The sequence below is a fragment of the Clostridium tyrobutyricum DSM 2637 = ATCC 25755 = JCM 11008 genome (assembly GCF_000359585.1).
GTDB classification, from domain to species: Bacteria; Bacillota; Clostridia; order Clostridiales; family Clostridiaceae; genus Clostridium_B; species Clostridium_B tyrobutyricum.
The window spans coordinates 47,261-60,164 of the sequence record NZ_APMH01000012.1; the positions used below are offsets into that span (position 1 = coordinate 47,261).

8 protein-coding genes are annotated in these 12,904 nt (G+C 34.6%); 1 reads left to right on the forward strand and 7 read right to left on the reverse strand.

Annotated elements, in window-relative coordinates; genetic code table 11:
- Positions 1-183: 183 nt before the first annotated feature.
- The 5 genes from glpK to J418_RS0107035 all read right to left on the reverse strand — a co-directional run bounded on the left by glpK (position 184) and on the right by J418_RS0107035 (position 8,228).
- Positions 184-1,677 (reverse strand): glycerol kinase GlpK, encoded by a 1,494-nt coding sequence (gene glpK, locus J418_RS0107015; RefSeq protein WP_017752631.1) that lies wholly within the window; start codon positions 1,675-1,677, stop codon positions 184-186.
- Positions 1,678-1,745: 68 nt separating this feature from the next.
- Positions 1,746-2,309: a glycerol-3-phosphate responsive antiterminator gene (locus J418_RS0107020; protein ID WP_017895228.1), complete on the reverse strand. Its 564-nt coding sequence runs from the start codon at positions 2,307-2,309 to the stop codon at positions 1,746-1,748.
- 80 nt (positions 2,310-2,389) lie between these two features.
- A complete protein-coding gene (locus tag J418_RS0107025) occupies positions 2,390-3,094 on the reverse strand; it encodes an MIP/aquaporin family protein (protein ID WP_017752629.1) in 705 nt (234 codons plus the stop codon).
- 221 nt (positions 3,095-3,315) lie between these two features.
- On the reverse strand, positions 3,316-6,183 hold the full coding sequence (locus J418_RS0107030) for a DNA topoisomerase IV subunit A (protein WP_017895229.1): 2,868 nt from the start codon (positions 6,181-6,183) through the stop codon (positions 3,316-3,318).
- A 95-nt stretch (positions 6,184-6,278) separates the two neighbouring features.
- A complete protein-coding gene (locus J418_RS0107035; protein ID WP_017895230.1) occupies positions 6,279-8,228 on the reverse strand; it encodes a DNA gyrase/topoisomerase IV subunit B in 1,950 nt (649 codons plus the stop codon).
- Positions 8,229-8,528: 300 nt separating this feature from the next.
- Here J418_RS0107035 and cooS point away from each other — a divergent pair, with 300 nt between their 5' ends.
- Entirely contained in the window at positions 8,529-10,415 is a 1,887-nt protein-coding gene (gene cooS, locus J418_RS0107040; protein ID WP_017895231.1) for an anaerobic carbon-monoxide dehydrogenase catalytic subunit, read from the forward strand.
- 341 nt (positions 10,416-10,756) lie between these two features.
- Here cooS and J418_RS0107045 read toward each other — a convergent pair whose 3' ends face one another.
- Together J418_RS0107045 and hydG are read right to left on the reverse strand one after the other, a co-directional pair.
- A complete protein-coding gene (locus J418_RS0107045; protein WP_017752624.1) occupies positions 10,757-11,074 on the reverse strand; it encodes a hypothetical protein in 318 nt (105 codons plus the stop codon).
- An 87-nt stretch (positions 11,075-11,161) separates the two neighbouring features.
- Positions 11,162-12,589: a [FeFe] hydrogenase H-cluster radical SAM maturase HydG gene (hydG, locus tag J418_RS0107050; RefSeq protein WP_017752623.1), complete on the reverse strand. Its 1,428-nt coding sequence runs from the start codon at positions 12,587-12,589 to the stop codon at positions 11,162-11,164.
- Between the last annotated feature and the right edge of the window lie 315 nt (positions 12,590-12,904).

Sequence of the window (12,904 nt, forward strand, 5' to 3'; positions counted from 1 at the left end):
GAAAATCTTCATTTTTTGTTCTTTGTTCTCTGAACTTTGCTCTTTTAAATCTGTTCTTTGAACTTTATTCTTTATTTTTCTCTCTCTTTTAATATTATAATAATTATAACTGTTTTCTACAAATCCATAAATTACATGAAAAATCCTGCAGCTCACAACGAGTGCAGGATTTTTTCATAATTTTTATTGTTTTGCCCATCCCATGGATCTCTTTACAGCATCGTGCCATCCTTCTAAAAGCTTTTCTCTTTTATCTTCCTTCATTACAGGCATAAAATTTTTGGATATTGCCCAGTTCTTGCGTACATCCTCCCTATTTTGCCAATATCCTACTGCAATACCGGCAAGATACGCTGCACCAAGTGCAGTAGTCTCTATAACTTTAGGTCTGTCTACCTGTACATTTAATATATCAGACTGAAATTGCATAAGGAAATTGTTTGCGCAAGCTCCTCCATCTACTTTGAGTGCCTTGAGCTCTATGTGGGAATCCTCTTCCATTGCTTTAAGAACATCATAAGTCTGATATGCAAGTGACTCTACTGTAGCTCTTACAAAATGCTCCTTTTTGGTTCCTCTTGTAATTCCAATCATTATACCTCTTGCATATTGATCCCAATAAGGTGCCCCAAGTCCTACAAAAGCAGGTACAAGATAGACTCCACCGGTATCTTCTACGGCATCACAGTATTTTTCAGATTCAGGGGCAGTTTTGAGCATTCTAAGTTCATCCCTAAGCCACTGTATTGAAGCCCCTCCTATGAATATGCTCCCTTCAAGTGCATACTCAACTTTTCCATCTATACCTATAGCTATTGTAGTTAAAAGACCATTTTTGGATTCTACAGCCTTATCACCAGTATTCATAAGCAGAAAACATCCTGTTCCATAAGTATTCTTCGCCATCCCAGGCTTGAAACATGTTTGTCCAAATAAAGCTGCCTGTTGATCTCCAGCATCTCCCGCTATTGGAATTTCCACACCAAATAGACTCTCAGCAGCCTGTCCATATACACAGCTTGATGGTTTTACTTCTGGCAGCATTGATTCTGGAATATCGAAAAGTTCCAAAAGTTCCTTGTCCCATTTAAGTTCATGTATATTGAACAGCATGGTCCTGGAAGCATTTGTATAATCAGTTACATGAACCTTGCCTTTTGTCAAATTCCACATGAGCCATGTATCTACAGTACCAAATATGAGATTTCCCCTGTTGGCTTCTCTCCTGGCAGTAGGTACGTTGTCAAGTATCCACTTTATTTTAGTTGCTGAAAAATATGCGTCAAGTACAAGTCCTGTCTTCTCTTTTATGATTTTATCTACACCTTTTGCTTTTAATTCATCACAATAGTCAGCAGTTCTCCTGCACTGCCATACTATGGCATTGTATACCGGCAATCCAGTCCTTCTATCCCATACGATTGTAGTTTCCCTCTGATTTGTTATACCTATTGCTTCTATATCCTCCGCTTTTATATTTGATTTTAGAAGCGTTTCCGTAGCTACTCCAAACTGTGTAGCCCATATTTCCATGGGGTCATGTTCAACCCATCCACCTTCTGGATATATCTGTTTAAATTCCTTCTGTGAAGTACTTACAGGTAACCCATTCTCATTGAATATTATACATCTTGAACTAGTAGTACCTTGATCCAAAGCCATAACATACTTTGCCATTTTATATTCTCCTCCCACGTAACGTTTTCAAATTATATTTTTTTATTTAATAGAATTTCAATTACAATTTATAAATTCCACAAACTACTGTCAGTAGTTGAAACTGCTACAGCTCCCGCAGATAATGATTCAATAACATCCTTTTTGTTTGTTATAAGTCCACCTGCAATTATTGGAACTTTTATTTCTTTTTTTAGAACATTTATTATTTTACTTGCTACTCCTGGCATAACTTCTACTGCAGTCGGATTCGTATCATGAATACTTTTTATTCCTGTCTTTAGTGAAAGTGAGTCTATTGCAAACATTCTTTGTATTGAAAACAAATTAATCTGATTTGCATATTTTATATTTGAAGACCTAGTGCTTATTATGCCGTCTGCTTTTACATTTTCTTTTATAAATCTTACAGAAGATTGATCGCCTCTTATCCCATCTATTAAATCCAAATGAACAAATACCAATTTTCCTTTTTCCTTAAGTTTACTACATATATCCCTGACACTTAATATGTCTCCATATAGAATAAAAACTATGTTGGCATTACTTGAAACTATCCTTTTCAGTCCCTCATCATTTCTTATTGCAGCTATAACTGGATTTTCTATTAGTACTTCTTTAAGCTTATTCATCTACTATACCTCTTTATAATTTAATGGTTAATAACTATTATTAATTTTAACATCACATTTAAAGGGATACAACCAACATATTAAAATATTACGTTAAATAGAAGTGCTCCACATATTCCACCTGCTATTGGTCCAAAAACAGGTATCCATGAATATGACCAGTCTGAACCTCCTTTACCTGCAATAGGTAAAATTGCATGTGCAATTCTAGGTGCAAGATCCCTTGCAGGGTTTATTGCATATCCTGTAGGCCCCCCAAGTGAAAGTCCTATTGACCATATTAAAAATACTACGAAAAGTGTACCTATTCCAAGAGCCGTGTGCTGTGCCCCCATTCCCAATATTGCAAATACTAAAAGTGCTGTTCCTAAAAACTCTGTTAAAAAGTTTGATGGCAAGTTTCTTATAGCTGGAGCAGTACAGAATATACCAAGCTTGGCTGCCTTGTCCTCTGTCTTTTCCCAATGGGGAAGATAAGTAATCCAGACAAGTGCGCCTCCAACTATTCCTCCAAGCATCTGTGCAATTATATAACCCGGTACTTCAGCTGCTGGAAATTTTCCTGCTGCTGCAAGTCCAATAGTAAGTGCTGGATTGAAATGAGCTCCACTTACACTTCCAAACATAAGAGCCGGTATACCAACTGCAAAAGCCCAGCCTGCGGTTATTACCATCCATCCTCCATTTTGCCCCTTGCTCTTTGTAAGGGTACAGTTAGCACATACCCCATCACCCAAGTAAACCAGGATCATAGTACCTACAAATTCTGCTATTAATTTTGACATAGAACTTCCTCCCATATCTCCCATATATTGTTTTTATTTGGCAGTAGAATGCTTGTTTTTTATAAAATCGATTACATAAAATAGTAAATATAGATTTTTTTACGCAACAAGCCGCTTTTAATATAGCTATATCAGCTATATTAAAAGCGGCTCTCTCATTCTCTGCCTCTTGTCTATGACAACATTATAGTATAAAATTTAAAGGATTACAATACTTTATTCTACATTATTTTTAAATTTATTTTTTTAATGTCTGCTGCACTGTCTACAACAGGTTTTCCAACTCCAGCTCTATTTTGACGCTTTATCTCATTGATCATTACATTAAATTTTCTATCATTTTTATCTGTCAACTCTATATATGATTTATCATCATCTTCATCTATTAAAAATGAATAGATTACCTTGTCATCTTCCTTTAAATTTATAGCTCCAGATCCAGATGCAATTTTACCTGTTATATTTACATCTTCACTGGAAAATTTAATTCCCATGCCCTTTTCCGTCAAAACCACTATATCCATATCTTCTTCTTTTGAATACTCCACATCAATTATCTTATCATCTTTATCCTTGAATTTATATGCAGTTTCACCACTTTTAATGTGTTGAAATTCACTTAAGGTGCTCTTCTTTATCATGGCATTTGAGGTGAAAAAATATATATTTCCTGTTTGGAAATCATTTATAGAAAAAATGTTTATTATATCAGACCTGCTGGATATGCCAAATAGCTTATTTATTCCAATACCTTCTGCTATGTTTTCTACAACTGCTGATAGTATTGAAAACACTCTTCCGTCCTTTGTAAAAATCAATATGGTACTTGAAGAAGATGTGTTGACACCAAAAGTCCTTCTGTTATTATCCGAGGATTTCAATATGCCGTTTTTATCTATGGAAATATAGAATTCATTATTTTGAACTTCCTGTTCTGAAAAATCAATGTCCATGACTTCATCATTTTCAGGAAGGGTAAATACATCACTGCTTACTATATTTCTATCCTGTGTTTCAATCTTCAATTCCGGCAGGATAAATTCCAGCCCAAATTTTGTAACTAATTTTAAAGAGCCTTTCCTTCTATCTTTTGGTACTAATTCTACTTTTATTAGTTTTTCATTTTTTTTCAACTTAAGTGCCATAAGTTTTGTATAATTGGTTCTAAATTTTTCAAGAGAAGTTTTCTTAATTCCGCTAATACTTGTAAACAATACAAGGTCAAAATTGTCATTTATATCCTCTACATCTATAACAGAAACTATTTTTTCCCGTGAACTGTTGAACCCTTTTATGATATTGTCAAGTTTATCCCCCTTTTCCTTCCACCTGAATTCAGGAATATCTATGCCTTTCAATTTATACATATATCCTTTATCAGTAAAAAACATAATAGTGTGCTTGGTATTTGAATTTATAACAATCTTACTGTAATCCCCTTCCCTGTACTCTATCTCCTCTATATTTTTACTGCATCTATTATAACTTCTTTGAGATATTCTCTTTATGAAGTTCTCATTGGACATGGTTACGACTATATCTTCTTGAATTATAATCTCATCTACCTGTATTTTAGCCTCACTGTCATCTTCTATAATTTCAGTTCTTCTGTCATCTCCGTATTTATCTCTTATATCCTTCAATTCACTTTTTATAACTTTAAACTGCTCCTTTTCGCTTGAAAGTATAAGTTCACGTTTTTTTATGTACCTTGAAAGTTTACTATGCTCTTTTTCAAATTCAACTATTTCAAGTCCTGTAAGTCTGTATAACATAAGCTCAAGTATGGCTTCAGATTGAATTTTAGTAAAATCAAATATATCCATAAGATTTTTACATGCATCTTTTTTGGATTTTGAACTTCTTATAGTCTTTATAATATCGTCCATTATTCCAATAGCCTTTATAAATCCTTCTACAATATGAAATCTCTTTCTGGCAGCTTCAAGTTCTTTTTTTGTCCTTCTTATGAGTATTTCTTTCTGATAATCTATAAAATGTTCCAGTATGCTCTTAAGTGAAAGTGTATTGGGTTTTCCATCTGCCAGTGCTACCATATTAAAAGAAACACTGCATTGAAGTTCTGTCTTTTTAAACAGATATTTCAATATTTTTTCCACTTGATTATGATCTATTGATTTTCTGAATTCAATTACAGCTCTTATTCCGGTTCTGTCCGATTCATCTCTTATGTCATAAATAGAATCAAGGACTTTGGAGTGCCTCTTGTCAACTGTCATTTCAGAAATGGTCTGGAGAAGCTTTGCCTTGCTCCTTCTATATGGAAATTCCGTTATGACTATTCCAAACCTTCCATTTTCCAGCTTTTCTATTGAAGTCCTTGCCCTTAATGTTGCCCTGCCTTCTCCCGATTCATAGGCCGATTTCAGTGAATCCCTGCCTATAATTATTCCACCTGTTGGAAGATCAGGCCCTTTAACATATTTCATAAGATCATCTGTATTTGATTCCGGAGCGTCTATCAATGCCATTGCTGCATCTATAACTTCCCTTAGATTATGTGGTGGTATATTAGTAGCAAGTCCTACAGCTATTCCAAATGCCCCATTTACAAGAAGATTCGGGTACCTTACAGGAAGAACTTCAGGTTCTTTTTCCGATCCTGAATAATTGTCTACCATATCTACTACATCATCTTCTATGTACTTTATCATTTCCATGGCAATAGGAGTAAGTCTTGCCTCGGTATAACGCATAGCTGCAGCATTATCTCCATCCTGACTTCCCCAGTTTCCATGTCCGTCTATTATAGGCATTCTAGTTGTAAAATCCTGTGCCAGTATTACCATTGCATCATATACGGAAGTATCTCCATGAGGATGGTATTTACCCAAAATATCTCCTACTATCCTGGCGGATTTATAATAAGGTCTATCTGGAAATGCCTTTAACATGTAAGAGCCATAAATTATCCTTCTGTGCACAGGTTTTAATCCATCTCTTACATCAGGAAGTGCTCTATCCTTTGCCACTTCTACAGCATATGGAAGATAATTGTCAGGCATGGCTTCTTCAATAGGAAGTCTTATTATGTTAGTATCTTTTGGAATTATCGTCTTTTTAGCCAAAGTTGATCGTCCTTTCTTGTTCAGTTCACAGTTCACAATTCTTCATTAATTGTGAATTTTACATTGTGAATTTTACATTGTGAATTGTGCATTATCTAAAACTGTGCGTATTTATACATGTACTTCTTTCTCGGTGCTACAACATCTCCCATAAGAAGCGAAACCATCTTCTCCGCTTTTGCAGCATCTTCTATAGTTATCTGCTGAAGTGTCCTTGTTTCAGGATTCAGTGTGGTTTCCCAGAGCTGATCCGGATTCATCTCTCCAAGGCCTTTGTATCTCTGTATAAGTGCACCTGAGCCTACTTCATTTTTTGCATCTAAAAGCTGTTGGTCACTATATGCGTACTTAACAATTTGCTTGTTTTTAGTATTTTTATAGACTTTATACAGAGGTGGAAGTGCTATATACAGGTGACCATCTGAAATAAGTTTTCTCATATATCTATATATATATGTCATCCACAAGGTTCTTATATGATAACCATCTACGTCTGCATCACTCATTATTATTATCTTGTCATATTTTAAATCTTTCTCATTATAGTTATCAAGTATACCGGTTCCTACAGCTGAATTGAATATTTTCAATTCTTCGCTTCCCAAAACATTTTCCAGTTTCTGTTTTTCTGTATTCATGATTTTTCCCTTGGATGGCATTATAGTCTGAAATCTTCTATCCCTTGCCTGTTTGGCAGATCCTCCTGCAGAGTCACCCTCCACTACTATAAACTCACAGTATGAAGAATTTTTCAAAGTACACACTGCAATTTTCCCGGCAAGAGGTGCAGCTCCTTTTCCTATCTTCTTTTTTTCCGCATCATTTATCTTCTTTATTTTTTCTCTCCTTGCAGCTGAATCCAGTGCATTGTTTATTATGACAGCCGCTGTTTTTTTATTGTCCTCTATCCACTCTGAAAGTTTTGTGTAGGAAAGATCATTCATCATGGTATAGGCTTCTGTATTTCCAAGTTTTGTCTTGGTTTGTCCTTCAAATACAGGATTGCTTATCTTGATTTTGACTATGGCTGTCATTCCCTCTCTCAAGTCGTCTCCTTCAAATTCCTTTTCCTTTACCAGGTTAAGCTTTTTGCCCCAATCCTTAAATGCTCTTGTCATTCCAGTTTTAAATCCGCTTTCATGAGTTCCCGACTCTGTAGTTGGGATGTTGTTTACATAGCTTGCTATATGATAAGTAGTTGAATCGGTAAATTGAATACATATTTCTCCCTGCATTTTTATGTCATTTACCTGTCTTTCACCCTGAAACAGTATGGGATCCTTATGGAGCGGTGTTTTGCTTTCATTTAAATATTCTATAAAGTCCAGAAGCCCTCTTTCCGAGTGATACTCTTTCTGAATTTCCTCATGTCCTCTTCTGTCTATTAATTTTAATGTGACGCCTTTATTTTGAAATGCCAGTTCCTTTAATCTTTCATCTATTATATCAAATTTGAATTCAACAGTGGAAAACACATCAGAATCCGGCATGAATGTAACTTTGGTTCCTGTATCTTTAGTTTCTCCTATTTGATTGAGTTTTGTTACAGGAGTCCCCGGCATATCCTTCCCAAGCGATTCGTCGTAGGAATATTCAAATCTCTGTTTATATATATGCCCTTTTTGTTTTACTTCTACTTCCATCCATTTTGAAAGTGCATTTACAACTGCTGCGCCGACTCCGTGAAGGCCTCCAGAGGTTTTATAGACATCATTGTTGAATTTGCCGCCGGTATGAAGTTCGGTAAATACCATTTCGACTCCTGTCTTTTTCTTTAAAGGATGTACCCCTGTTGGAATTCCCCTTCCATTGTCAGTTACAGTTGCACTACCATCTTCGTTCAAAATAACAGATGCACAGGAACCGAACCCATTTGAAATTTCATCTATAGAATTATCTAGAATTTCCCATATGCAATGATGAAGTCCTTTACTGCCTGTAGACCCTATATACATTCCAGGTCTCACTCTAACTGGTTCAAGTTTTTCAAGTGAAGTTAAAGAATTTACATCATATACTTCATTATCTATATCTTTATGCTTCATTTTTTACCTCCAAAATATATGCTAAGTTATTCAATTTATGAAAAAAAACCTTCTAAAAAATAATGCAGAAGGTACCATTAACTAAAAGTTCTAACTTCAAACGTTATTATATATTATAGTACATAATTTATGCAAATTATTTTTAAATAAGACTTATATTTGACAAATTTTAATAAAAGGTATATATTAGTAAGCAAAAGTATACTATATTGATATAGTTTATATATTGATATTAGTAATTTAATAACTTTTTATACCATTAAAGTATACTGTAATGGTATAATTTCAGGAGGTATTGTAATGGAAAATTGTAAAAGTTGTAGTATTTGTAATTCGGCAGACAAGGTATTGGAAGATTTCATTGAAACATTGGATATAGAGACTTCTCTTCATCGTGTAGAGAGTCAGAAGTATAAATGCAACTTTGGGAAAAATGGTGTATGCTGTAAACTCTGTGCAAATGGTCCCTGTAGAATAAGTGAGAAATCTCCTAGAGGAATATGCGGAGCAACTGCCGATACAATAGTTGCAAGAAATTTTTTAAGGGCTGTAGCAGCAGGTACTGCATGTTATCTTCATGTAGTTGAAAATACTGCCAGGAATTTAAAATCTACTGGTGAATCAAATGGAAAAATCAAAGGAGAAGCTGCACTTAACAGACTTGCGGATACATTTGGAATATCAGAGGCAGATATTCATAAGAAAGCTGTATTGGTAGCAGATAAAGTATTGAGCGATTTGTACAAACCTAGATTTGAAAAAATGGATTTGGTGAATAAATTAGGCTATGCTCCTAGAATTGAAAACTGGCAAAAATTGGGCATAATGCCTGGAGGAGCAAAATCCGAAGTATTTGATGCTATAGTAAAAACCTCTACAAATTTGAACAGTGATGCCAAGGACATGATGGTAAACTGTTTAAATCTTGGAATAAGTACAGGAATTTATGGACTTACCCTTACAAACCTACTGAACGACATTCTACTTGGAGAACCTTCAATAAGGCCAGCTAAAGTAGGATTCAAAGTAGTTGACCCTTCCTATATAAATATAATGGTAACAGGTCACCAACAATCAATCATATCATATCTTGAAGATATTCTTACAACTCCTGAAGTAATAAAAAAAGCACAGAAAGCCGGAGCCAAAGGTTTCAAACTTGTAGGATGCACATGTGTAGGCCAGGATCTTCAATTAAGAGGAGAGCATTACAAGGATGTATTTTCAGGACATGCAGGCAACAACTTTACCAGTGAAGCACTAATTGCAACTGGCGGCATAGATTCCATAGTATCAGAATTCAACTGTACACTTCCAGGAATAGAGCCTGTCTCAGATAAATTCATGGTAAAAATGATATGTGTTGATGATGTAGCCAAAAAATCGAATGCAGAATATGTAGAGTATTCCTTCGATAAAAGAAAGGAAATAAGCAATCATATAATAGACGAATCAATAAAGAGTTATTTAGACAGACGTCCTAAAATAAAGATAAACATACCTGAAAATCACGGTTTTGATAATGTTATAACGGGCGTAAGCGAAGGATCACTTAAAGAATTTCTTGGAGGAACCTGGAAACCATTAGTTGACTTAATTGCTGCAGGCAAGATCAAGGGAGTTGCAGGAATAGTAGGCTGCTCAAATCTTACTGCAAAAGGTCATGATGTATTTACTGTTGGACTTGCAAAGGAACTTATAAAAAGAGACATTATAGTACTGTCCGCAGGATGCTCAAGTGGGGGGCTTGAAAATGTGGGATTGATGTCTCCCGAAGCTTCAAAACTTGCAGGTTCAAATTTAAGGGCAGTTTGTGAAAGTCTTGGAATACCTCCTGTACTAAATTTTGGTCCATGCCTTGCTATAGGAAGGCTTGAAATTGTAGCAAAGGAACTAGCTGAATATTTGAATATAGACATTCCAGCTCTTCCATTAGTGCTTTCAGCTCCTCAGTGGTTGGAAGAACAGGCTCTTGCAGATGGATGCTTTGGATTGTCCCTTGGACTTCCACTTCATCTTGCAATTTCACCTTTTATAGATGGAAGTGAAACTGTTTCAAAATTACTTACAGAAGACATGGAAAGTCTAACTGGAGGAAAATTAATTATTGAAGGTGACATTAAAAAGGCTGCTGACAAACTTGAAGAAATAGTTCTAGCTAAAAGAAAAGGCCTGGGACTTAGATAGAGTTCAAATAATGGAGTTCAAATAATGGAGTTCAAATAATGGAGTTCAAATAATGGAGATTTTCGGTATGGACCGAAAATCTCCATATTTGAACTTTTTACTTTGATATTTTACTTTACTTTTCCTTGGTTTGCCACCTTCCCCTGCTTAAGTGCAATTTCATTTGGATCACCAAGATAATAGTGTTTAATAAATCTCCAATTCAGTTCACAATTTATAAGCGAAATTGGAATTAATAATCATTTTTATGTAATAATTACAACACAAAATACCATATGATGCTAATATATCCATATAAAAATAAGTATAATCTATTTGAATCCAAATAGATTATACTTATTTTACTTAATGACTACACATAATTTAAATAGAGAAATTAAAATATCTTTTTCATAGTCAGACACATTTTCAAAACTTTGGAGAAATACAGTATATTTGTCATTCAACTCTATCTTCTCCTGGGGCATAAAGGTCTCTTTTCCCGCTCCAATTATATACTCTATTCTTTTGGTGAATTTTTGAGAAAAAACCACCTGAGTTCCTTCATAATAGGCCACTGTATTCTCACATAGTATTTTAAAAGCCTCTTTTATATCTCCTGCTTCAAGTACTTCCTTCAAATTATGTTCTATAAATTTTTTAAACTCCATTTTATCCATACACAACCTCATCCTTGCACAAAATCTAAAGTACAAAGTTCAAATATCATAGTTCAAATTTGAACTATGCACTTTGAACTATGCACTTTAGATATAAATGTCTCTTTTTCCATCTGAGATAAGCTGCAACTTATCTTTTATAATTTTCTGCTTTGCTGCATCAAATTTTTTTATGGTCTTGTTAATGACTTCCTCTCCTGCAGTTTTAGTCTCAGGTGATGCATAATCTAAAAGATACTCCTTGAATGTAAAAATTGCATTTGGAATACAGAAATTATGAATTAATGATTTCTTTGCTATACTCATAAAATGAGATCCAGTTCTTCCGCATCTATAATCGGCAGTACAAAAAGACGGAATACATCCCTGTTTGCACACATCTCTTATAGCTTCATCGAGGCTTCTCATATCTCCAAGTTGAAACTGTTCTTTTTCAGGTATCAAACCCCTGTCATACTCTGCATAGCCTCCTATTCCTATTCTTGAACCTGCATCTACCTGTGACACTCCAAGTGGAAGCACTTCTTCTCTTACTTTTGTACTCTCCCTTGCCGTCAATATCATACCCGTATATGGAACCGATAATCTTAAAATAGCCACAAGCTTTTTAAAATCATCATCTGAAACTTTATATTTGGGGTTGAGCGTAAATGGTACATCTAAGGCTGATTCTATTCGTGGAAAAGATATTGTATGTGGTCCTACTCCATCAAAAGTTTTTTCAAAATGGATTGTATGATATAAAAGTCCCATTACTTCGAATTTCCAGTCATATAGTCCAAACAATGCTCCAATACCAAGGTCATCTATTCCTGCTTCCATGGCCCTGTCAAGTCCATAGAGTCTCCATGCATAATTTCCCTTTCTATCACCTGCTGGATGCAATTTTCTATAAGTATCGTGGTGATATGTCTCCTGGAATATCTGGAATGTTCCAATACCCGCTTCATGTAATTTTTTATATCCCGGTACATCCAGTGGAGCTGCATTTATATTAACTCTTCTTATTTCTCCTCTTCCAACTTTTGTGGCATATACTTTCTTAATTGTCTTGGCTATGAAATCCGCATCATAATTGTCATCTTCTCCATATACAAGTATCAATCTCTTATGGCCTGATTTTTCCAGTACTTCTACTTCTTCACCAAGTTCATCCATGGTAAGAGTTTTTCTGTCTATTGATTTATTGTCATGCCTGAAACCGCAGTACAGACAATTGTTCCTACATTTATTTCCTACATATAATGGAGCAAAAAATACTATTCTTTCTCCATATACTTCCTCTTTTATCTGCCTTGCAAGTGCAAACATTTCTTGAAGAAGATCCTCATCTTCTATTTGAAGCAATTTTGCAGTTTCTTCAGGTTCCAACCTGACTTTTGATCTTGCCTTGTCAAATATGGCCCTTATTTCACTTTTTTCCGGATTTTTAGCTGCATTTAACTGCTCCCATATTTTATCATCATCAATGAAATCCTTAAAATTAGGATCCAAATACTTTTTATCTATTTCCATTTTATATTTCCTCCCTAAAATAAAAAAATTAAACTCTCCAGGCAATGCTGAAAGTTTAACTAATTCACAGAAAAATATAATGTCAAATATATAACAATATATTTTCACAATAAATATGTTCTATCAGCATCTTGCTCAGAATACTCTTTACAATTTGGCATAGATTTTTAGTATATCCTAAGTAACAGAAAATCTATTACTAAAGATTTAATTATATTCTATACTTTTAAAACAAGCCTTGTCAATAATTTTTTGAAGTAGTTGATAATATTTTAACTAATAAATGTATGGGTACATTTTTCAAATAATTGTTTT

Excerpts from the sequence above, each read along its gene's own strand:
- glpK (WP_017752631.1), bottom strand. The coding sequence starts at position 1,677 with ATGGCAAAGTATGTTATGGCTTTGGATCAAGGTACTACTAGTTCAAGA.
- J418_RS0107020 (WP_017895228.1), bottom strand. The coding sequence starts at position 2,309 with ATGAATAAGCTTAAAGAAGTACTAATAGAAAATCCAGTTATAGCTGCA.
- J418_RS0107025 (WP_017752629.1), bottom strand. The coding sequence starts at position 3,094 with ATGTCAAAATTAATAGCAGAATTTGTAGGTACTATGATCCTGGTTTAC.
- J418_RS0107035 (WP_017895230.1), bottom strand. The coding sequence starts at position 8,228 with ATGAAGCATAAAGATATAGATAATGAAGTATATGATGTAAATTCTTTA.
- cooS (WP_017895231.1), top strand. The coding sequence starts at position 8,529 with ATGGAAAATTGTAAAAGTTGTAGTATTTGTAATTCGGCAGACAAGGTA.
- J418_RS0107045 (WP_017752624.1), bottom strand. The coding sequence starts at position 11,074 with ATGGATAAAATGGAGTTTAAAAAATTTATAGAACATAATTTGAAGGAA.
- hydG (WP_017752623.1), bottom strand. The coding sequence starts at position 12,589 with ATGGAAATAGATAAAAAGTATTTGGATCCTAATTTTAAGGATTTCATT.